General features: G+C 67.7%; 15 protein-coding genes and 1 tRNA gene. 11 read left to right on the forward strand and 5 right to left on the reverse strand.

Annotated features, from left to right (window positions below; all coding sequences use genetic code 11):
* Positions 1-71: 71 nt before the first annotated feature.
* Entirely contained in the window at positions 72-2,636 is a 2,565-nt protein-coding gene (gene hrpB, locus OID54_RS10265; RefSeq protein WP_329017168.1) for an ATP-dependent helicase HrpB, read from the forward strand.
* Between the two features lie 82 nt (positions 2,637-2,718).
* On the opposite strand, the gene OID54_RS10270 is transcribed toward hrpB, so the two are convergent.
* Positions 2,719-4,566 carry a lytic transglycosylase gene (locus OID54_RS10270; protein ID WP_329017170.1) on the reverse strand — a complete coding sequence of 616 codons (1,848 nt, stop codon included), beginning with the start codon at positions 4,564-4,566 and terminating at the stop codon, positions 2,719-2,721.
* A 222-nt stretch (positions 4,567-4,788) separates the two neighbouring features.
* Between OID54_RS10270 and OID54_RS10275 the strand changes: the two genes are divergently transcribed.
* The gene (locus OID54_RS10275; protein ID WP_329017173.1) at positions 4,789-5,673 is read left to right on the forward strand and encodes a DUF4184 family protein; all 885 of its coding nucleotides are present in this window, start codon (positions 4,789-4,791) and stop codon (positions 5,671-5,673) included.
* Between the two features lie 140 nt (positions 5,674-5,813).
* On the opposite strand, the gene polA is transcribed toward OID54_RS10275, so the two are convergent.
* A complete protein-coding gene (gene polA, locus OID54_RS10280) occupies positions 5,814-8,528 on the reverse strand; it encodes a DNA polymerase I (RefSeq protein ID WP_329017176.1) in 2,715 nt (904 codons plus the stop codon).
* A 274-nt stretch (positions 8,529-8,802) separates the two neighbouring features.
* Between polA and OID54_RS10285 the strand changes: the two genes are divergently transcribed.
* The 8 genes from OID54_RS10285 to OID54_RS10320 all read left to right on the forward strand — a co-directional run bounded on the left by OID54_RS10285 (position 8,803) and on the right by OID54_RS10320 (position 19,047).
* Positions 8,803-11,076 (forward strand): FdhF/YdeP family oxidoreductase, encoded by a 2,274-nt coding sequence (locus OID54_RS10285; RefSeq protein WP_329017178.1) that lies wholly within the window; start codon positions 8,803-8,805, stop codon positions 11,074-11,076.
* A gap of 289 nt (positions 11,077-11,365) precedes the next feature.
* Positions 11,366-11,851 carry a PaaI family thioesterase gene (locus OID54_RS10290; RefSeq protein ID WP_329017180.1) on the forward strand — a complete coding sequence of 162 codons (486 nt, stop codon included), beginning with the start codon at positions 11,366-11,368 and terminating at the stop codon, positions 11,849-11,851.
* A 588-nt stretch (positions 11,852-12,439) separates the two neighbouring features.
* Positions 12,440-12,850 carry a hypothetical protein gene (locus OID54_RS10295; RefSeq protein WP_329017183.1) on the forward strand — a complete coding sequence of 137 codons (411 nt, stop codon included), beginning with the start codon at positions 12,440-12,442 and terminating at the stop codon, positions 12,848-12,850.
* A gap of 536 nt (positions 12,851-13,386) precedes the next feature.
* Entirely contained in the window at positions 13,387-14,619 is a 1,233-nt protein-coding gene (locus OID54_RS10300; RefSeq protein ID WP_329017186.1) for a branched-chain amino acid ABC transporter substrate-binding protein, read from the forward strand.
* 105 nt (positions 14,620-14,724) lie between these two features.
* Positions 14,725-15,657 (forward strand): branched-chain amino acid ABC transporter permease, encoded by a 933-nt coding sequence (locus OID54_RS10305; protein WP_329017190.1) that lies wholly within the window; start codon positions 14,725-14,727, stop codon positions 15,655-15,657.
* Positions 15,658-15,662: 5 nt separating this feature from the next.
* Positions 15,663-17,393 (forward strand): branched-chain amino acid ABC transporter permease, encoded by a 1,731-nt coding sequence (locus OID54_RS10310; protein WP_329017193.1) that lies wholly within the window; start codon positions 15,663-15,665, stop codon positions 17,391-17,393.
* Positions 17,390-18,334 carry an ABC transporter ATP-binding protein gene (locus OID54_RS10315; protein ID WP_329017196.1) on the forward strand — a complete coding sequence of 315 codons (945 nt, stop codon included), beginning with the start codon at positions 17,390-17,392 and terminating at the stop codon, positions 18,332-18,334. The genes OID54_RS10310 and OID54_RS10315 overlap by 4 nt, the downstream gene beginning before the upstream one ends.
* Entirely contained in the window at positions 18,331-19,047 is a 717-nt protein-coding gene (locus OID54_RS10320) for an ABC transporter ATP-binding protein (protein ID WP_329017199.1), read from the forward strand. Before OID54_RS10315 ends, OID54_RS10320 begins: the two co-directional genes overlap by 4 nt.
* 101 nt (positions 19,048-19,148) lie before the next feature.
* Here OID54_RS10320 and OID54_RS10325 read toward each other — a convergent pair whose 3' ends face one another.
* The gene (locus OID54_RS10325; RefSeq protein ID WP_329017202.1) at positions 19,149-19,802 is read right to left on the reverse strand and encodes an ANTAR domain-containing response regulator; all 654 of its coding nucleotides are present in this window, start codon (positions 19,800-19,802) and stop codon (positions 19,149-19,151) included.
* A 119-nt stretch (positions 19,803-19,921) separates the two neighbouring features.
* Between OID54_RS10325 and OID54_RS10330 the strand changes: the two genes are divergently transcribed.
* Positions 19,922-19,994 (forward strand) — tRNA-Leu (locus OID54_RS10330).
* 102 nt (positions 19,995-20,096) lie between these two features.
* Here the strand turns inward: OID54_RS10330 and pyk are convergent.
* Both pyk and OID54_RS10340 read right to left on the reverse strand, forming a co-directional pair.
* Entirely contained in the window at positions 20,097-21,530 is a 1,434-nt protein-coding gene (gene pyk, locus OID54_RS10335) for a pyruvate kinase (RefSeq protein WP_329017205.1), read from the reverse strand.
* A gap of 171 nt (positions 21,531-21,701) precedes the next feature.
* Positions 21,702-22,415: an SIMPL domain-containing protein gene (locus tag OID54_RS10340; protein WP_329017208.1), complete on the reverse strand. Its 714-nt coding sequence runs from the start codon at positions 22,413-22,415 to the stop codon at positions 21,702-21,704.
* Positions 22,416-22,478: the final 63 nt, after the last annotated feature.

Genomic DNA, 22,478 nt, shown 5'->3' on the forward strand with positions numbered 1-22,478 from the left:
TCAACGGACTAGATGTTCGATCCTGTGGATGGGGCACGGCGGAGCCCGATCCGAAGTACGAGACTGGGCGCATGATCCGAACCGACGCACTCGACCGGCTGCCGGTCCGCGAGGCCGTCCCCGCACTGCTGGCAGCTCTCGACGAGCGCGGCACCGCGGTTCTGCACTCACCACCCGGCACGGGCAAGACCACCTTGGTGCCCTTGGTCCTCGCCGGTCTGGTCGGGGCTGGACCGGGCAGGCGCGTCCTGGTCGCCGAACCCCGGCGGATGGCGGTGCGAGCGGCAGCCCAGCGGATGGCCTGGCTCCTGGGGCAGGAGCCCGGGCAGTCGGTCGGCTTCACCGTGCGCGGCCAGCGCAGCGTCGGCCCCTCGACCAGGGTCGAGGTCGTCACCACCGGTGTCCTGCTCCAGCGCCTCCAGCGGGATCCCGAACTCGCGGGTGTGGATGTCGTGCTCATCGACGAGTGCCATGAACGTCATCTCGACGCCGACACCGCACTCGCCTTCCTGGCGGATGTACGAGCGACGCTGCGGCCGGAGCTCAAGCTCATCGCGGCCTCCGCCACCGGAGACTCTCCGGCCTGGGCCGATCTGCTCGGCACTCTGGATGCATCGGGGCCTGCTCCGGTCGTGTCGAGCTCGGGTACGGGATTCGAGGTCGCCGTCCACTTTGCCCCGCCGCCCGCGGGCATCCGTCCGGCGCACGGGACCTGGGTGGACGCCGGCCTCCTCCGCCATGTCGCGGGCACCGTCCGTCTGGCGCTCGATCGCCACCCGGGAGACGTCCTGTGCTTTCTACCAGGGACCGGTGAGATCGCCCGGACCGCCGGAATGTTGGACGGGGTGGAAGCGGAAGTCCTTCAGCTGCACGGGCGCGCACCCGCGGCGGTGCAGGACGCGGTGCTGAGCGGCAGCAAGGGCCGTCGGCGCGTGGTGCTCGCCACCTCGGTCGCGGAGTCGAGCCTGACCGTGCCCGGTGTGCGCGTGGTCGTCGACTCCGGGCTCGCCCGCGAGCCGCGCACTGACCATGCACGTGGTCTCGGTTCCCTGGCGACGGTCCCCGTCTCGATCGCGGCGGCGACACAGCGGCGGGGGCGAGCAGGGCGCGAAGCGGCCGGCGCCGTCTATCGCTGCTGGGCGGAGGCCGACGATCTACGGCGCCCCCGGTTTCCCTCACCCGAGATCAGGACGGCGGACCTGGCGTCCTTCGCTCTCCGTGTCTCCTGTTGGGGAGACCCTTCGGCGGCCGGTCTTGCGCTGCTCGACGCCCCTCCGGCAGGGGCCATGGCGGCGGCCCGGGAGGTGCTTGCGGCGGTGGGGGCGGTGGACACCTCCGGTCGGGCCACCGAGCGAGGCATACAGATGTCCCGCATCGGACTGCATCCGCGGCTGGCCCGAGCACTGCTGGACGGCGCCCCCGCCGTGGGCGAACGGCGGGCGGCCGAGATCGTCGCGCTCCTCAGCGAAGAGCCACCGCGTGAGTACGGTGACGATCTCGCGGCGGCGTGGCGTGCGGCCCGTCACGGCAGGGACGGCTACACCGCACGGTGGCGCGCCGAGACCAGACGGCTGGCATCGGCTCTGCCCGAGGCAACGGGTCGGGGCGAGGACTCATCCAGCCGGGGAGATCGCTCCGGTATCGGCGACGACACTGCGGCGGGGCTGGTCACGGCACTCGCGTTCCCCGAGAGAGTGGCGAGGACACGCGGAGCAGGAGCCTTCCTCATGGCCTCGGGTACGGCTGCCGAGGTTCGGGGAGGTTCCGGGCTGGGCGGTGTGTCCTGGCTGGCGGTGGCCGTGGCGGATCGGCCCATGACCGCGGCAGCAGCCCGGGTCCGACTTGCCGCCGTGGTGGAAGAGGACATCGCCCTGTCGGCCGCCGGGCATCTGTTGAGCGCCGGCGAGGAAGTCCGATGGCACGACGGTGATGTGGTGGCCAGGAGCGTGAGGCGACTGGGCGCCATCGAGTTGTCCGCGCAACCTCTGCGCAACCCTCCTGCTGATCTGGTCCGTGAAGCGCTCCTCGACGGTCTGCGGCGAGAGGGGTGGGGGCTGCTGCGCTGGACACGGGAGGCCCACGACCTGCGCCATCGGCTCGGCTTTCTGCACCGGGAGTTGGGCAGCCCCTGGGCTGATGTGTCGGATGAGGCGCTGTTGGCCCGGAGCGATGAGTGGCTGGAGCCGGAGTTGTCCCGCGCCAAACGACGGTCGGACCTGGGTCGCATCCCCGCACGGGAGGCATTGCAGCGGTTGATGCCATGGGCAAGCGGCCAAGCGGCCAGATTGGAGGAGCTCGCACCCGAACGGATCGAGGTGCCGAGCGGCTCCCGGATACGGGTGGACTACAGCGGCGCCCAACCGGTGTTGGCGGTCAAGCTCCAGGAGTTGTTCGGGTTGGGGCAGACCCCCTCGGTCGCGGGAGTACCCGTGCTGTTGCACCTTCTCTCCCCCGCGGGCAGACCAGCCGCCGTCACTGCTGATCTGGCCTCCTTCTGGAAGGAGGGATATCGATCGGTTCGGGCGGAGTTGCGTGGCCGGTATCCCAAGCACCCTTGGCCACTGGACCCATCGACCGCAGAACCGACCCGGCACACCAAGGCCCGTATGGCCAAGGGAGGATCACGAGAACCGTAGGGCGCCGAACGTAAGCGCAAGGCGTCCGCTGCCCCTCCACCACTGGAGGGCGGAGGGGCAGCGGATCGTTGGGGTGCGCCAGTCAGCCCGCGGATGCCCTGGTCGAGGGGGACGAGGACGGGGACGAAGATGCGGGCGACGACGGGGATGGGGAAGGGGCCGACTGGGTCGGAGACGGCGAGGGTGCTGGGGCCACCTCAAGCTCGATGGTGATGCTCACTCCGCCCGCCGCGGTCAGCCGCAGCAGGAAGGTACCCGCCGACTCGTCCGCGAAGACCTTGGGAAGCGTCAGCCTTCCCTCCGCGTCGGTGGTGAGGTCGGAGAGCGTACGGAGGGGCTTGCCGTCGGCGTCCTTGAAGTAGGGGCCCTTGTCGTTCTCGACGGCTGCAGCGCCGTCTACAGACTTGATCATCGTGGCGGTGATCGCCACTCCAGCGGCGTCCGCTCCCTGGTGGGCAGCCTTGACGGTGATCAGCTCGGCAAACTCCGAACCGACGGCCGTTGTCAGGGGCTTGTCGCCGACCCTGGAGAGCTTGTCGGCCACGGGTGCCGTGACCACGGCGGAGAAGGCTATCGGCTTCAGTTCCCGCCCCACGACACTGGCCCAGACGGTGAACCGTCCCGCCTTCGCTCCGGCCTTCAGCGTGGGCGCGGTGACCGTGCCATCGGCACCCGTAGCACGGACGACACTGGTCCTGCCGCCGCTGAAGCGGGCATCCGTGTTCCCGACGATCTCAAAGCGCACATCCTTCTCAGCCGCGCCACGGCCGGCTGCATCGCGCACTCGGGCAGTGATCTTCTCGGCGAAGTCGCGCCCGGCAACGGCGGTCAAGGTACCGGTACCGGCATCCTCGATCTTGGTGACCGGTGACACCGCGGGAGGTGTCGGCGGCTTCGGATTGGGCTTCGCCGGCGGGTTGGGGAGCTGAGGCGGCTTGCTGGTGGGTGGTGTCGATGGCCCCTCCTCCCCGGTGCCCGGCCCCTTGGGTGGCTTGGGCGCGGGCTTCTCGGAGCCGGGCGGTGTGAGGGGATCCGTGCCACCGAGTGAATCTCCACCGGGTAGGGAACCCTCATCGGTTTCCGGGCTGTCAGGGGTGGTGGACCCGGGCAGCACACCTTCGCCGTCGGGGACCTCGTGCGTACCGTTCTTGTAGTACTCGAACCAGGAGAGGACCGTACGGAGGTACTCCCGGGAGTGGTTGTAGCCGAGGATGGCCTGGTCGAGGTCCTGCTTGACCGTCAGGTCCCTGTTGCCCGCGCAGAGGTAGCGACCGGCGGCCAGGGCCGCGTCGTAGATGTTGTTGGGGTCTTTGAGCCCGTCGCTGTTGGCGTCCTGTCCCCAGGTCGCCCAGGTCGTGGGAATGAACTGCATGGGGCCGACGGCGCGGTCGTAGACCGTGTCACCGTCGTGTGCGCCGTTGTCCGAGTCGGGGATGTTGGCGAAGCCGACACCGTTGAGGACCGGGCCTCGGATCGGAGCGAGCGTGGTGCCTTGGGCGTCCACCCGGCCGCCCCTGGCCTGGCCGGATTCCACCTTCCCGATGGCGGCGAGGAGTTGCCAGGGCACCTTGCAGCCCGGATCCGAGCCGGCGATGGTCTGCTCAGCCTGCTTGTAGGCCGCGAGAACCGTGGCCGGGATGCCCGCTTCGGCAGGGCCGGTGGTGACAGGAAGGTCCGCGGACGTGCCAGGCTTCCCCGGAGTCGTCAGCGGTGGCAAGTCCGTGTGGTAGGGCGAGTTGCCTGTGACGGGCGTGCCGGGTGGTGGCGTTGCGTCGGACGCACTCTGGCCACTGCCGCGGGCCGAGCCGTCACCCGTCCCTGAGGGGGTGACTCCCGGCGCCTGCGAAGCGGAGAGTGCCGCGACGGCCGCGGCGGCGACTGCGGTGCTCGTCGCCCCTCTGCGCAGCCGTCGGCCGATGTGCGCTGCCATACGTCTGTTCCCTCCCGAAAGCGACGCCCCCGCGCTCCCCAATACGATTAAATGCAATACTCACGCGACCCTACGGCAACTAAAGGCTCCACAACACCGGGCCTTGACCTGCATTCACCAGTTCGCCACCTCCGCATCGCCAGGTGTCCAAACTCGGCACCTCGCACGGACCGAACGGCGTTGGTCGGGGGTTCGCCCCTCGGCGATCACCGAGGACCTCTCATGCCCTTCACGCTCAGCCATGCCGCCGCGGTTCTCCCAGGACTCAGACGGGACGGCACAGCGCGCGGACCGCTGGTCGCCTCAGCATTGGTGATGGGCTCCTTTTCGCCAGACATCACCTATTTCGCGGCCTCTGTGGTGCCGGAGGCCATGGCCTGGGGCGACTTCACCCATGGCCTCACCGGGCTGTTGACCGCCGATGTGCTGGTGACCGCTCTTTTGGTGGGCCTCTGGTGGGTGGTGCGCGATCCCCTGCTCGCTCTGCTGTCCCCTCCGTTGCATCTTCGGGTCCGTGCATGGCTCACCGGCCCGGCGATCCGCTGGGGACCCTCGTATCTGGTGAGGTTCTTCGTGTCGGCGGTCATCGGCGCCGCCACGCACATCTTCTGGGACTCCTTCACACATGACGGCCGCTGGGGCACGAGGGTGGTGCCGGTGCTGGCTGAAACAGTGGGCGGCTTCGGAGTCCATAAGTTCGCGCAGTACGGCTCGTCGGCGATCGCTCTGCTGGTGATCGGGGCGTTCGTCGTGTCCGCGCTGAGCCAACAGCCCGCATCGCCCCCGAACTCGCGCCCGCCGCACACGGCGCCGCGCTGGCGGCCCATGGATCGCCGCACTCGTCGCACTGTCTGTCTGGCGCTGTTGGCGTTCGCGCTGTGCGGCGCGCTCCACCGGTGCATCGTGCTGTATCGGAGCTGGGACGGGGACCTCTCCCCCATCGATCTGATCCCGACGGCCTGCTTCGGGGCGGGGACCGGGTGGGCCTTCGGCGTACTGCTGTACGCGATGGTGGCCCGGCTCGCTTCGACTTCGCACACCGCCATGGACCCGGCCCACGCGGAACCGGATGAATCAGAGCCATCCCCTCGTGGTGGACGGCTCTGATCAGTCTTCTCTGGGAGGCGCCCCGCCCTCGATGGATGTGCCTGCGGGTCGCAGCCCTTGGGCACATCCACATCCATCGGAGGCGAGTTCGGCGCGCGGCCCGAAAGGGGTCGCTGCCCGCGCCGACCTACTGCCTTGGCTCAGTGGGCGGCGGACTCCCAGTCCGTTCCCACACCCACCGACACATCCAACGGAGCGCTCAGCGAGGCGGCGGAGGACATTTCGCGGCGCACGATCGCCTCGACCTCCGCCCGCTCGCCGGGCGAGATCTCCAGCACGATTTCATCGTGGACCTGGAGCAACAGTCGTGAGGACAGCTCTGCTTCGCGCAGCGCCCCGTCCACCTTGAGCATGGCGATCTTGACGATATCGGCGGCGGTGCCCTGGATCGGTGCGTTCAGCGCCATGCGCTCGGCCGCCTCACGGCGCTGGCGGTTGTCGCTGTTGAGATCGGGCAGATAGCGGCGCCGGCCGAGCATGGTGGCGGTGTATCCCGTCGCCCGGGCCTCGTCCACAGCGTGGTGGAGGTAGTCACGGACCCCGCCGAAGCGCTCGAAGTAGGTGTCCATCAGCGCACGGGCCTCGCCGGCTTCGATGTTGAGCTGCTGGGAGAGGCCGAACGCCGACAGCCCGTAGGCGAGCCCGTACGACATGGCCTTGATCTTGCGGCGCATCTCCGCGTCGACCTCGGAGGTCTTCACGTTGAACACCTGGGAGGCCACGGTGTTGTGGAGGTCCTCGCCCGAGGTGAACGCCTGGAGCAGACCCTCGTCCTGGGAGAGGTGGGCCATCACCCGCAGCTCGATCTGGCTGTAGTCGGCGGTCATCAGCGACTCGAAGCCCTCGCCGACGACGAAGCCGCGGCGGATGGCCCGGCCCTCGTCGGTACGGACCGGCACGTTCTGGAGGTTGGGGTCCGTGGAGGAGAGTCGACCGGTCGCGGCGACGGTCTGGCTGAAGGTCGTGTGAATCCGGCCGTCCGCTGCGACCGTCTTGATCAGGCCCTCGACGGTGGAACGCAGTCGGGCCTGCTCACGGTGGCGCAGCATGATGACGGGCAGGTCGTGCTCGGTCTGTGCTGCGAGCCAGGCCAGCGCGTCCGCGTCGGTGGTGTAGCCGGTCTTGGTCTTCTTGGTCTTGGGCAGGTTGAGCTCGCCGAAGAAGACTTCCTGGAGCTGCTTGGGCGAGCCGAGGTTGAACTCGTGGCCCACGGCGGCGTGGGCCTCCTTCACCGCCTGCTGGACCGCACCCGCGAACAACTGCTCCATCGCCTCCAGATGGGACCGGTCGGCAGCGATGCCGTGCCGCTCCATGCGGGCGAGCAGGAGGGAGGTCGGGAGCTCCACATCGTGGAGCAGTTCGGTGGCGCCGACTTCGGACAGCTTCTCGCCGAAGGCGTCGCCCAGGTCGAGGATCGCCCGGGCCTGGGCCATGAGCGCATCGGCCTCGGCCTGCTCGTCGGTACCGAAGGCCAACTGCCCATCCGCGGCGGCGGCCGGTGCCAGCTCACGGTGGAGGTACTCGATGGACAGGGCGTCCAGGGCGAAGGAACGACGGCCCGGCTTCACCAGATAGGCCGCGAGGGCCGTGTCCATGGAGATACCGGCGAGCTGCCAGCCGTGCTCGGGGAAGACCCGCAGCACGTCCTTGGCGTTGTGCAGGACCTTCGGCCGGGAGGCGTCGGCGCTCCAGGCGGTGAACGCCTGCTCGTCGGACTCGTCGAGCCGGGTCGGGTCGAACCATCCGGCGTTTCCGTCGGCTGCGGCGAGGGCGATCTCGCTGACACTGCCGACGCCGAGGGCCCAGCTGGCGACCACGGCCATGCCCAGCGGTTGCGCGCCGTGCTGGTCGAGCCAGGGGCCGAGCTCACCGGTGGCGAGGACGGTGCCGTCGAGTTCCACACCGGCGGCGGGCGGAGCTGCTTCTTCCTCAGCGGAGCCCGGGTCGACCGCGAGGAGCCGCTCACGCAGGCTCGGGTTACGGATCTCCAGGACTTCGAGGAATCCCTTGAGCGCGTCCCTGTCATAGGGGGCACGCTCCAGTTCGGCGACGGGCCGGGACAACTCGACGTCACGGACCAGCTCGGTGAGGTGGCGGTTGAGTTTGACGGAGTCCAGATGGTCCCGCAGGGACTGTCCGACCTTGCCCTTCACCTCGTCCGCGCGCTCGATCAGCTCGGCGAAGGACCCGAACTGGTTGATCCACTTGGTGGCGGTCTTCTCGCCGACGCCAGGGATGCCCGGGAGGTTGTCGGACGGGTCGCCGCGCAGGGCGGCGAAGTCCGGGTACTGCGCGGGGGTCAGTCCGTACTTCTCCTCGACCTTGGCCGGGGTGAAGCGGGTCAACTCGGAGACGCCCTTGGTGGGGTAGAGCACGGTCGTGTGCTCGCTGACGAGCTGGAAGGAGTCCCGGTCGCCGGTGACGATCAGGACGTCGAAGCCAGCGGCCTCGGCCTCGGTGGCCAAGGTGGCGATGATGTCGTCGGCCTCGAAGCCCTCGACCGCGAACCGGACGGCGTTCATCGTGTCGAGGAGCTCGCCGATCAGCTCGACCTGCCCCTTGAATTCGTCCGGAGTGGCCGAGCGGTTCGCCTTGTACTCGGGGAAGTCCTGCGAACGCCAGGTCTTGCGCGACACATCGAAGGCCACGGCGAAGTGCGTGGGCGCCTCGTCACGCAGGGTGTTCGCCAGCATGGAGGCGAAGCCGTAGACGGCATTGGTCGTCTGACCGCTGGCGGTCGAGAAATTCTCCGCGGGGAGCGCGAAAAACGCCCGGTACGCCAGGGAGTGCCCGTCCATCAGGAGCAGGCGCGGACGGTTGTCGTCTGGGGTCTTCTTCGACGCTGTCTCAGCCACGGACACGATCCTGCCATGTGCCACTGACATCGCCCGCCATGCGAGGGTCCGGTACCCCTCGGGCTGGGTCGCTGCGGGCAGGCCGTCCCCTTGTTGGCCAGGTTGTCGGTGGGGTTTGTCAGCGGGGCGTGGCAGGATCGAAGGTGGACGACTTTCCCGTACAAATGTACGTTCGCCATCTCTGCCGGCCGTTTCCCGATGGTCGCGTCCGGCAGGGCGCCAACCAAATCGATGGGTACGACACGCACAGAGCACGCGCTCACAGAGGAGCACGATGGCCGGCAAGCCTCCCGCAGGTGATCCGATTCAGGACGCGCCGCAGGTCGACGCTCCGCTGCACGCCGCGGCGGGTCTCTCCGCCATCGGGCACACGCTCAAGATCGCCCAACAACAGATGGGCGTACGGCGTACGGCGCAGACACTGCTCAAGGTCAATCAGAAGGACGGCTTCGACTGTCCGGGGTGTGCCTGGCCCGAGGGCGAGAAACGCCATGCGGCCGAGTTCTGCGAGAACGGGGCGAAGGCGGTCGCCGAGGAGGCCACGCTTCGCCGGGTGACCCCGGCCTTCTTCGCCGAGCATCCCGTGGCGGACCTCGCGACGCGCAGCGGTTACTGGCTGGGGCAGCAGGGCCGGATCACCGAGCCCGTCTATCTGCCCGAGGGCGGCGATCGCTACGAGGCGGTGAGTTGGGAGCGGGCGTTCTCGATCATCGCCGAGGAGTTGACGGCCCTGTCATCTCCCGATGAGGCGTTGTTCTACACCTCGGGGCGCACGAGCAACGAGGCAGCGTTCCTGTTCCAACTGTTCGCTCGCGAATTCGGCACGAACAACCTCCCCGACTGTTCGAACATGTGCCACGAGTCCTCCGGCTCTGCGCTCACCGAAACGATCGGGGTCGGCAAGGGCAGTGTGTCCCTGGAGGACATCCACCAGGCCGATCTGATCATCGTCGCCGGCCAGAACCCCGGGACGAACCACCCCCGGATGCTGTCCGCCCTGGAGCGGGCCAAGCGGGCCGGCGCGCGCATCATCTCGGTGAACCCCCTTCCCGAAGCCGGGATGGAGCGGTTCAAGAACCCGCAGACACCGCGTGGCCTGGTCCAGGGGGTCGCACTGAACGACCTGTTCCTCCAGATTCGCATCGGCGGCGACCAGGCCCTGTTCCGGTTGTTGAACAGGCTCATTCTGGAGGCGGGCGCCGATGCGGTCGATCAGCCGTTCATCGACGAGCACACCCATGGGTACGAGGAGTTCCGGGCCGCGGCGCTGGCCGCCGACTGGGACGAGACGCTCGCCGCGACGGGGCTGGAGCGCACCGAGATCGAGCGGGCCCTGGCCATGGTGCTGGCGTCTGAGCGGACCATCGTCTGTTGGGCCATGGGGCTCACCCAGCACAAGCACTCGGTGGCGACCATCCGCGAGGTGGTCAACTTTCTGTTGTTGCGCGGCAGCATAGGGAGACCCGGGGCGGGCGTGTGTCCCGTTCGCGGTCATTCCAATGTGCAGGGCGACCGGACCATGGGGATTTTCGAGCGTCCCGCGTCGGCCTTCCTCGACGCGCTGGAGAGGGAGTTCGGCTTCGCGCCGCCCCGCCATCACGGTTTCGATGTCGTCCGATCCATCGAGGCCCTGCGGGATGGTCGGGCGAAAGTGTTCTTCGCCATGGGTGGCAACTTCGTGGCCGCGACACCGGACACGGATGTCACGGAGGCGGCCATTCGCAAGGCCCGGTTGACGGTGCACGTATCGACCAAGCTCAACCGCTCCCACGCGGTGACGGGTCGGCGAGCGCTCATTCTGCCCACCCTGGGGCGTACCGACAAGGACGTGCAGGCGGGCGGTAGGCAGGTGGTGACCGTCGAGGACTCGATGGGCATGGTGCACGCCTCGCGGGGCAACCTCCCGCCTGCGAGCCCCCAACTGCTCTCCGAACCGGCGATCGTGGCCCGGCTGGCACGTGCGGTCCTCGGGTCGGCTTCGGCGACGCCCTGGGAGGACTTCGAGCGTGACTACGGCACGATCCGGGACCGGATCGCCCGCGTGGTGCCGGGCTTCGAGGACTTCAACACCAAGATCGCGCGGCCTGGAGGCTTCACCCTGCCGCACGCACCGCGGGACGAGCGCCGTTTCCCGACCGCCACGGGGAAGGCGAACTTCACAGCGGCGCCGGTGGAGTTCCCCGAGGTGCCCGAGGGACGGCTGTTGCTCCAGACCTTGCGTTCGCACGACCAGTACAACACCACGATCTACGGGCTGGATGACCGCTACCGCGGCATCAAGGGCGGCCGTCGGGTCGTCCTGGTGAACCCGGAGGACGCAGCGGCGCTGGGCTTGGCGGACGGCGCGTACACGGACCTCGTCAGTGAGTGGCGGGACGGGGTGGAGCGTCGGGCGCCGGGGTTTCGGGTGGTGCACTATCCGACGGCGCGAGGCTGTGCCGCCGCGTACTACCCGGAGACCAATGTCCTGGTGCCGCTGGATTCCACCGCGGACACGAGCAATACACCGGCGAGCAAGTCCGTGGTGGTGCGCTTCGAGCCCGTCTGAGCGACCCGTCCGACCGAAGGGATGGGCACCCGCGCAGGCCCGCCGCCGCCCTGGGGCGGTGCGCTTCGGTGGAGAGTTCCGGAGGGATGGTTCCGGCCGCCTCGGTGGCATCCGAGCCGAGTGACCTCCGGCGCCCGCGGTCACACCGGAAGCGCCAGGAGCATGAGGAGCTTCGGGGCAGACCAGGGTGTGCGGCACAGGGGGGCGACGCAACGCACAGCGAGCGTCGCTCAACCAACTGATATGACGTTGTACGCACCACGTACCCATAGCGATCGGAGTCGGACCCATGGGCGAGCCCTCAACCGCGAAGTTTCCGCAAGAGGTCATCGACGAGTACGCCGCTCTCGGCGTGGATCTGCCGGCCCTCTTCTCCGCGGGCAATCTGGGCAGCCGGATGGGGATCCAGATCATCGAGGCATCGCCCGAGCGGGTCGTCGCCACCATGCCGGTCGAAGGGAACACACAGCCCTACGGGTTGCTGCACGGTGGCGCGTCGGCCGTCCTGGCGGAGACGATCGGTTCGATCGGTGCCATGCTGCACGGGGGCAGCAGCAAGATCGCGGTCGGGGTGGACCTCAACTGCACCCACCACCGGGGCGTCCGATCCGGCCTGGTCACCGGCGTGGCCACACCACTGCACCGCGGCCGGTCGACGGCCACGTACGACATCGTGATCACCGATGAGCAGGACCGGCGGGTCTGCTCGGCACGGCTGACGTGCATGGTGCGCGATATGCGGCCCGGCGACGCCGACGGCGTGCGCACCAGCTAGACCAACCAATCGGCCGACCAACCGGCCGACCAACCGACCAGGCAGGCAGGCCCACCACCCAGACCGACCAGACGGACGGGCATACGGCTCGGCTCGGCTCGGCTCGGCTCGGCTCGGCTCGGCTCGGCTCCTGGATGGTGTGGGCGGACGACGGGGTATGCGCCGCTTTGATCTGCGGCGCACGTCGACCGACGGGGTACGTCCGAGCGGCTTCACCCCGCACACTGCCCCGCCGGCCAGCCCTTCCGCCCCAACTGCGTAGAGAAAGGCACTGAACCCAAGAATTCGGCAGGCTCAGCCGATATCCACCCTCACGAGGCTTCCACTGCCCGAAGGCGCCCTCCGACGGTCGCCCCATCACCACCCGGGACGGCTCAGGACGGCTCAGGTTCGCCCTGGCCCCCCGCAAGGTCGGGCATCAGCCCTTGCTCGACGACCGATCGCGATGCAGTCCGCCCCATGAATCATGACCACCACATGGCCGGCTCGACACCCGGGAACGAACGGCGAACCTCGTTCGTCCCTCCACCAGAGCCCGGAACTTCGCCATCACCGAGTTACCGAACGTGACGAATGGGCGTGGTCAGCATGGGGATCCCTCGGCGCACTTCGGCCGGATTCGCCCTGACCCTCACCCTCCTCATCGTCCTCGCGAGCGGTTGCACATCGCCGCTGCGAACCAACGGCGGCACGACCGCAACTCCCACACCGCGAAACTCCTCAGCTGTCGCCATATGCACAACTCTCATCTCCTACTGGGCCAAAGAGTCGCTCAAGGGCAGCAAATGGGCGGGGCTCGACTGGGAGCAGAAGGGCCTGTCCAACGAGCAGTTCGAAATCCACGAGGAACTCCTGTCGGCTGCGCGAACCGAGGAAAGACATCAAGGTCGCGAAGCAGCCTTAGAGTTGATCGATGTACGGGCCAGCCAGGAGTGCTCGGCGCGACATGGAGCCACCGGCAATTCGGAGAACTGGCGACCGCCGATACCGCAGGGCTGACGGACCCGCCCCATGGATGCGTTCGACGGCGCTGCCGCAGCATCCACCCCCGCCGCACCCGCCCCTCCCACCCCCGGGAAGCCGAAGGCGGAAGTCGGAACCAAGCCGGATATGACGGATAGCCACCCCGCGTTGACTGTGACAATCAGTAGTCAATCTCGTGGCGGAATTGAGGGCTCCACTCGCCGGGGCGCCAACCTCCACAGAGCCGTCCACACCCCTGGCCGCAGATGTGTGCAGTCAGCACCAATATCGCCTCAAGCCCCTTAGTGGAACTGGGCGTTCTCAGCATGTGGCTGAGGTTTGGCCGAGTGAATGACCGATCTACGACCCTCCGACTCACCGATATTTGACCTCGGCATAACAAGAGAGTCACATCCTGACTTGGCTACTGACCCACCCATCCGGCTGCGCTTAGAGTCACGGCCAGTCACCGCGCCGCCGGGCTCAATGACAGCGTGACACGTGTACGCCCGTTCGGCTCGGCGACGCATCGGCCCTTCAGGGGAGGGGCCGCGCCAGGGAAAGGACTTATCGTGCGAAACCGTTCCTTGCTCATACTCACCGCCGTGGTCACCACGGGAGCGCTCACCCTCACCGCATGCGGATCGCGCGACGATGACAACAAGAAGTCCGACAGTGGCAAAAAAACCACTGTGATCATCGGTGTCGATGCCCCGCTGACAGGTTCACTGTCCGCGCTCGGTCAGGGAATCAAGAACTCGGTGGACCTCGCGGCCAAGACCGCGAACAAGAACAACGAGGTCCCGGGTGTTGAATTCAAGATCGAAGCACTCGATGACCAGGCCATTCCCGCATCCGGGCAGGCCAACGCCACCAAGCTCGTGGGCATGAAGGACGTCCTCGGCGTCGTCGGCCCGCTGAACTCCGGCGTCGCCCAGTCCATGCAGGGCGAGTTCGACAAGGCCAATCTGACCCAGGTGTCCCCGGCCAACACCAACCCGTCGCTGTCCCAGGGCGACAACTGGGGCAAGGGTGAGAAGAAGCGCCCCTTCAAGACGTACTTCCGTACCTCCACCACGGACGTCATCCAGGGCAAGTTCGCCGCCCAGTACCTCTTCAACGACGCCAAGAAGAAGAAGGTCTACGTCGTCGACGACAAGCAGACCTACGGCGCCGGCCTGGCGGCGATCTTCGCCGAGGAGTTCAAGCGCCTCGGCGGTGCGGTCGCGGGTACGGACCACGTCACGGTGAAGGAGACCGACTTCTCCAGCACCGCCGACAAGGTCAAGTCGTCCGGCGCGGACTCGGTCTACTTCGGTGGCCAGTACCCCGAGGCGGGACTGCTCGCGGACCAGATCAAGAAGACCGGCGCGAAGATCCCCACGATGGGTGGCGACGGCATCTACGACCCCGCGTTCATCAGCGCGTCGGGCGAGTCGAACGACGGTGACTTCGCGACCTCGGTCGGCTACCCGGTCGAGAAGCTCGAAACCGCGAAGAAGTTCATCACGGACTACGCGGCCGGCGGCTACGGCGACCCGTACGCGGCGTACGGCGGCTACTCCTACGACGCCGGCTGGGCCATCGTCCAGGCCGTGAAGGCGGTCGTCGCGGACAACGACGGCAAGCTGCCCGAGGACGCCCGCGCGAAGGTGACCGAGGCCATGTCGAAGGTGTCCTTCGACGGAGTCACCGGCAAGGTCTCCTTCGACGAGTTCGGCGACACCACGAACAAGCAGCTCACCGTCTACTCCGTCAAGGGCGGCAAGTGGACGGACGTCAAGAGCGAAACGTTCAAGGACTGATCCCCAGCACTGCCCCGCAGCACTGAACCACCCGCGCGAGGGCGCAAACAGCGCCCTCGCGCGGAGTCATATCCGACACGCTCATCGGACATCGGAGGCTCTGCGGTGAACGAACTGCCGCAACAGCTGGCCAACGGTCTAGCCCTGGGTGCCCTATACGGTCTCATCGCCATCGGGTACACCATGGTCTACGGCATCGTCCAGCTCATTAACTTCGCCCATGGCGAGATCTTTATGATCGGGGGGTTTGGCGCCCTCACCACCTATATATGGCTCCCCAGTGGAATCGGTCTTTTCGTCTCGATTCCTCTCATGATCATAGGTGGCGCGATAGCCTCCGTCGGCGTCGCCGTACTAGCCGAACGATTCGCGTATCGGCCCTTGCGTGGCGCGCCCCGGCTCGCCCCACTGATCACCGCGATCGGACTGTCGATCGTGCTCCAGCAGGCCGTCTGGAGCTGGTACCCGGACGCGAAGAAGGCTCGTAGCTTCCCGGAGTTCACCGGAGAGTCCTTCAAGGTCCTGGACAATCTGACGATCCAGCGCGCCGATGCGTTCGTGCTGGTCCTCGCCCCGCTCTGCATGCTCGCGCTGGGACTCTTCGTCTCCAAGAGCCGCAACGGACGGGCCATGCAGGCCACCGCGCAGGACCCGGACACCGCCAAGCTCATGGGCATCAACACCGACCGGATCATCGTGTTGGCGTTCGCCATCGGTGCCGCCTTCGCCGCGGTCGCAGCCGTGGTCTACGGCCTGGACAAGGGCCAGATCAACTTTGAGATGGGCTTCATCCTCGGGCTGAAGGCGTTCACGGCGGCGGTCCTCGGCGGTATCGGCAACATCTACGGTGCGATGGTCGGCGGCGTCGTCCTCGGTCTCGCCGAGGCCCTGTCGATCGCCTACATCGAAGAGATCCCCGGTATGCAGCAGCTGGGCGGCGGCGCCTGGGCCAACGTCTGGGCGTTTGTACTCCTCATCGTCGTGCTCCTGGTCAGGCCGCAAGGTCTGCTCGGTGAGCGCGTCGCGGATCGGGCGTGAGAGCGATGACCACGGACACCATCACCCAAGCCAAGCCGGCGCCCGATGACGCCTCCCGTGCCGGGCTGATCCGTTGGATCGTGACGGCCGGCGGCCTCGCCACCATCGCCAGCACCTTCACGGCCTGGACGTACACGGACGCCTTCCCGGGCGATCTGACCGTCTACGGCTACCCCGGTGGACTCCAGGTCCTGACCCTGGTTGCCGGCGCACTCGTCGTCCTCTACGGCCTGGCCTCGCTCGGCGTCAAGGGCCTCGGCTGGCTGGCGCCCGCGGGCACCACGAAGGCGCTGCGCTTCCTCGCCCTCGGCGCGTTCGCCACCACCTGGTTCACGACGATCGCCATCGCCTGGCAGCTCGAAGGGCTGGTCAATCTCGAACCGGGTGCCTTCGTCGCCTCCGTGGCATCGGCGGTACCGCTGGCCGCGTTCGCCCTGGCGGACGACACCCGCAAGGCGGCCCGCCCCAAGGAGCTGCCGTCCTGGGCCGAGATCCTGTTGATCGTCGCGGCGTTCGCGGTGGGCATGTACGTCGTGACGTACGGCATCGACACCGAGTACGCCGAGTTGTTCACGGGCTACCTCATCACCGTCGGGTTCGCGGTGGGCGGTCTGATCAAGTCCGGTCTGACCGCGCGTCTTTCCGGGCTCACCACCAAGTACCGCCAGGTCACCGTGATCGCGGCGTTCGCCGCCGCCATCGCCTTCCCGTTCACCCAGAACACCGACACGTACACGCTGATCGCGGTCAACATCCTGATCTTCGCGACGGTCGCCCTGGGTCTGAACATCGTCGTCGGCCTGGCCGGTCTGCTGGACCTCGGGTACGTCGCCTTCCTGGGAGTCGGTGCCTACACGGCCGCCCTGGTGTCGGGTTCGACCGCGTCGGCCTTCGACGTGCACTTCCCGTTCTGGGCCGCTGTCCTCACCGGTGCGGTCGTGTCGCTCATCTTCGGTGTGGTCATCGGCGCACCGACGCTCCGGCTGCGCGGCGACTACCTCGCCATCGTGACCCTGGGCTTCGGCGAGATCTTCCGCATCGCCATGGGCAACCTCGACGGCGTGTCGGGTCCGCAGATCACCAACGGTCCCAACGGTGTTCCCAACATCCCGGACCTGGAGTTCTTCGGGTACGACTTCGGTGAATCCCACACCGTGTTCGGGATCGAACTGGGCAGCTACGCCAACTACTACCTGCTGATGCTGCTCGCGATGGCGCTCGTCATCGTCGTGTTCAGCCGTGCGGGCAGCTCCCGCATCGGTCGGGCCTGGGTCGCCATCCGGGAGGACGAGACCGCGGCCACGGCGATGGGCATCAACGGCTTCCGGGTCAAGCTGATCGCCTTCGCACTCGGTGCCACGCTGGCCGGTCTCGCCGGTACCGTGCAGGCACACGTGCAACACACCGTGGTTCCGGAGATGTACCAGTTCGCCGGTCCCGTACCGCCCAACTCGGCCTTCCTGCTGGCGGCTGTGATCCTCGGCGGCATGGGCACGGTCACCGGACCGCTGCTCGGTGCCACGCTGCTGTACATGATCCCGGCCAAGCTCCAGTTCCTCCAGGATTACCAGCTCCTCGGCTTCGGTCTCGCACTGATCCTGCTGATGCGGTTCCGTCCCGAGGGGCTGATCGCCAACCGTCGGGCGCAGTTGGAGTACCACGAGACCGACCAGCTCGACGTGCCGGACAAGGGCCTGACCGGCCCCGGCGTCGGCATCACCAAGGCGGGGGCGTGACGACCATGACGACCACCACCATCGGCATCGCCACCTCTCCCGTCCTGGAGGCGAGCGGTGTCACCATGAGGTTCGGCGGGCTCACCGCCGTCCGTTCGGTGGACCTCACCGTCAACGCGGGCGAGATCGTCGGCCTGATCGGCCCCAACGGCGCCGGCAAGACCACCTTCTTCAACTGCCTGACAGGGCTGTACGTGCCCACGGAGGGCAAGGTCCGCTACAAGGGCACCGTGCTCCCGCCGAAGCCCCATCTGGTCACCAAGGCGGGCGTCGCCAGGACCTTCCAGAACATCAGGCTCTTCGCCAACATGACCGTGCTGGAGAACGTCCTGGTCGGACGGCATACCCGTACGAAGGAGGGGCTGTGGTCCGCGCTGGTGCGCGGGCCGGGCTTCAAACGGGCCGAGGCGGCGTCGCACGAGCGTGCCATGGAGCTGTTGGCCTTCATCGGCCTGGAGCACAAGGCCGATCATCTGGCGCGCAACCTCCCCTACGGCGAGCAGCGCAAGTTGGAGATCGCCAGGGCCATGGCCAGCGATCCCGGCCTGCTGCTGCTGGACGAGCCGACGGCCGGCATGAACCCGCAGGAGACCCGGGCGGCCGAGGAACTGATCTTCGCCATCCGGGACCAGGGGATCGCGGTCCTCGTCATCGAGCACGACATGCGGTTCATCTTCAACCTCTGTGACCGGGTGGCCTGTCTGGTGCAGGGCGAGAAGCTCGTCGAAGGCACCGCGGAGGTCGTCCAGGGCGATGAGCGGGTGGTCGCCGCCTACCTCGGGACGCCCTTCGAGGGAGCTCCGGGTGCGGAGGAGGTCGCCGAAGTCGAGGCCGCGGAGGCGCACAACGCCGCTGCTTCCGGTGCCGAAGGCACTGCGGAGGGCGGCTCCGTCGCGCCGGGCAGTACCGGCACCACCAGCCCGGAAGGGGAGACCCAGTGAGTACTTTGCTGGAGGTCGAGGACCTCAGGGTCGCCTACGGCAAGATCGAGGCCGTGAAGGGCATCTCCTTCAGCGTCGAGGCCGGCCAGGTGGTGACCCTCATCGGCACCAACGGCGCGGGCAAGACGACGACCCTGCGGACGCTGTCCGGGCTGTTGAAGCCCTCCGGTGGGCGGATCGTCTTCGACGGCAAGCCGCTCAGCGGCTATCCCGCGCACAAGATCGTGGCGATGGGCCTCGCCCACTCCCCCGAGGGCCGGCACATCTTCCCGCGGCTGTCGATCGAGGAGAACCTGCGGCTCGGTGCGTTCCTGCGGAGCGACAAGGCCGGCATCGAGCGGGACATCAAGCGCGCCTATGAGCTCTTCCCGATTCTGGGCGAGCGCAGCAAGCAGGCCGCAGGCACGCTTTCCGGCGGTGAGCAGCAGATGTTGGCGATGGGGCGGGCGCTGATGTGCCAGCCGAAGCTGTTGATGCTCGACGAGCCGTCGATGGGGCTCTCACCGATCATGATGCAGAAGATCATGGCCACGATCACCGAGTTGAAGGCGCAGGGCACGACCATCCTGCTGGTCGAGCAGAACGCCCAGGCGGCGCTCTCGCTCGCCGATCACGGGCATGTGATGGAGGTCGGGAAGATCGTGCTGTCCGGTACGGGAGAGCACCTGCTGCACGACGAGTCGGTGCGCAAGGCGTACCTGGGCGAGGACTGAGCCCTTCGGGGCTGTTGAAGGCCCCGCACGACGACAGGGTCCGCGCCCCCGCCGAGGAATCGGTGGGGACCGCGGGCCCTGTCGTCGTGTGAGGAGGGCCGCTACTGGCCCTTCGCCGCCTTCTTCTCCTCGGCGTCCTCGATGACCGCCTCGGCGACCTGCTGCATGGACATGCGGCGGTCCATGGAGGTCTTCTGGATCCACCGGAAGGCGGCGGGCTCGCTCAGCCCGTACTCGGTCTGGAGGATGCTCTTGGCACGGTCGACGAGCTTGCGGGTCTCCAGCCGCTGGGAGAGGTCGGCGACCTCCTGCTCCAGCGCCTTGAGCTCGGTGAAGCGGGAGACGGCCATCTCGATGGCGGGGACCACGTCGCTCTTGCTGAAGGGCTTGACCAGATAGGCCATCGCGCCGGCGTCCCTGGCTCGTTCGACCAGGTCCCGCTGGGAGAAGGCGGTGAGCATCAGCACCGGGGCGATGGATTCCTCGGCGATCTTCTCGGCTGCGGAGATGCCGTCGAGAATGGGCATCTTCACATCGAGGATGACGAGGTCCGGCCGGTGTTCCCGGGCGAGCTCGACGGCGCGCTGTCCGTCTCCGGCCTCACCGACGACCGCGTATCCCTCTTCTTCCAGCATCTCTTTGAGGTCGAGCCGGATGAGGGCCTCGTCCTCGGCGATGACCACGCGGGTGGTGAGCGGGGGGACGTGCGACTTGTCGTCGTCGGCGACGGGCTGGGGCGAGTCGGGGGCGGTCACGGGACTCCTCATTCCAAGGCATTTCCAAGGCGTTCCAATGCAGGGTGCTGCCCATGAGCCTACCGAGCTCCTGTATGGTGGGGGCACGAAGGGTGCCCGCCACCCTACGTTTCCAAGGCGCCCCGGTAGCCCAGCGGTAGAGGCAATGGTCTCAAACACCATCCAGCGTGGGTTCGAATCCCACCCGGGGTACTTTCCCTGCAATTCCATGGTCGCGATTTCGCAATCGCGACCATGATTGTTTTCCGCCTCCGCCGAGGCCCCGGGTGAGGGGCCCCGGCGGTCCTGCGTCCCTCAGCTGGTGGTGTCGTCCACACCGATGTGGTGCACCCGCACCAGGTTCGTGGAGCCGGGCATTCCGGGAGGCGATCCCGCGGTGATCACCACGATGTCACCCCGCTCGCACCGGCCGATCTTCAGCAGTTCCTCGTCGACCTGCGCCACCATGGCGTCCGTGGACTCCACATGGGGGCCGAGGAAGGTCTCCACACCCCAGGTCAGATTGAGCTGGGAACGGGTCCCCTGGTCGGGCGTGAACGCCAGCAGGGGAATCGGCGAGCGATAGCGCGAGAGTCTGCGCACGGTGTCGCCGGACTGCGTGAAGGCGACCAGGAACTTGGCTCCGAGGAAGTCACCCATCTCGGCGGCGGCACGGGCGACCGCACCGGCCTGGGTGCGCGGCTTGCTGCGCTCGGTCAGCGGCGGCAGACCCTTGCCGAGCACGTCCTCCTCGGCCGCCTCGACGATCCTGCCCATGGTGCGCACGGTCTCGATGGGGTACTTGCCCACGCTCGTCTCGCCCGAGAGCATCACGGCGTCGGTGCCGTCGATGACGGCATTGGCCACGTCGGAGGCTTCGGCGCGGGTGGGGCGGGAGTTCTCGATCATCGAGTCCAGCATCTGCGTGGCGACGATGACGGGCTTGGCGTTGCGCCGGGCCAGCTTGATCGCCCGCTTCTGGACGATGGGCACCAGCTCCAGCGGCATTTCGACGCCGAGGTCGCCGCGGGCGACCATGATGCCGTCGAAGGCGGCCACGATGTCTTCGATGTTGTCGACGGCCTGGGGCTTTTCGACCTTGGCGATGACGGGCAGCCTGCGCCCCTCCTCGTCCATGATCCGGTGCACGTCCTCGATGTCCCGACCGCTACGGACGAAGGACAGGGCGATGACGTCGACACCGGTGCGCAGCGCCCAGCGGAGGTCTTCGATGTCCTTCTCGGAGAGGGCGGGGACGGAGACGGCGACACCGGGGAGGTTGAGGCCCTTGTTGTCGGAGACCATGCCCCCTTCGATGACCGTGGTGTGCACCCGCGGCCCGTCGACGGCGGTCACTTCGAGGGTGACCTTTCCGTCGTCCACGAGGATGCGCTCACCGGCAGCGACATCGCCGGCCAGCCCCTGATAGGTCGTTCCGCAGATATTGCGGTCGCCTTCCATCGGCTCGACGGTGATCGTGAATTCATCACCGCGCTCCAACAGGACCGGACCCTCACGAAAGCGCCCAAGTCGGATCTTCGGGCCCTGGAGATCAGCCAGTACACCGACGCTGCGACCCGTCTCGTCGGACGCTTTGCGTACGCGCTGATAGCGCTCGTCATGTTCGGTGTAACTACCGTGGCTGAGATTGAGTCGGGCCACGTCCATTCCGGCTTCGACCAGGGCTTTGATCTGGTCGTACGAGTCGGTGGCTGGGCCCAAAGTACAGACGATTTTCGCTCGGCGCATAGAACGACCCTAGGGCATACCCCATCCGTAGGGATTTGATTCCAGGTTTCTTCCCAACAACCTTTGCGTGAAAGGTCATTGACAACTGTCGAAATGTGCGCAAGGGCGCTCCGATGAGCAATTCCGCTGCCCGGAGCGCCCTTTCTGCGATGGTCCGCTAGGAGAAATCCCCTAAAGCACCGGTGGGGTCATCGTGAAGCGGGCGTTCACCTGTGCGTAGACCGTCTGACGCTGGGGTTCGAGATCGAGCGCCGGTGCTCCTTTGGCCAGTTCGGCGGAGCCGGCGAAGGCCATGGGAGCCGCCCGGGCCATGCTGTAGCCGCCGCCGTCCTCCGCGCCCAGATCGGCGAGCTCCACCAGTGCCGAGAGTTGGGCTCCGAGCGCCCCCGCGTACTCACGGGCCCGCTGGACGGCTTCGAGCACGGCCTGCCGACGGGCCTCGCCATGGGCGGGCGACTGGGGCCGCAGCTTCCACCACGGCCCGTCGACCCGGGTCATCTCCAGATCCCCGACCCGGGTCGTCAGCTCGCCGAGAGCGGTGAAGTCGGCCAGCTCTGCGATGAGGTAGACCTTCCCGTGGTACGTACGGACGTGTTCCCCCTTGCCGCGCTTGGCGAGCTCCGGGGTGATCGAGAAGGCGCCGGTCTCCAGCTTCTCCACGGCCTCGCCGTAGGACCTGACGAGGTCCAGGACGGCTGTGTTGCGCCGGGTGAGGTCCGCGAGTGCGGCCCGGCGGTCGGAGCCGCGGGCGACGACGGTGATCCCGATCCGGGCGATCTCCGGATCGACCTCCAGCCGGGCCTCGCCGCGGACGGCGACGCGCGGAGTCTCGGGAGTGCCGTACGGGGCGGCGGGTGCGGGTGCGTCGGTGCTGGATGCGTCCATGGTCTCGGCGAGGCTCCCTCGTTCGTCCGTGCCTGCCGCACGGATCGCGTGGCAGGCGCGGAC

Source organism: Streptomyces sp. NBC_00690 (genome assembly GCF_036226685.1).
In the GTDB taxonomy this organism is placed as follows: Bacteria; Actinomycetota; Actinomycetes; order Streptomycetales; family Streptomycetaceae; genus Streptomyces.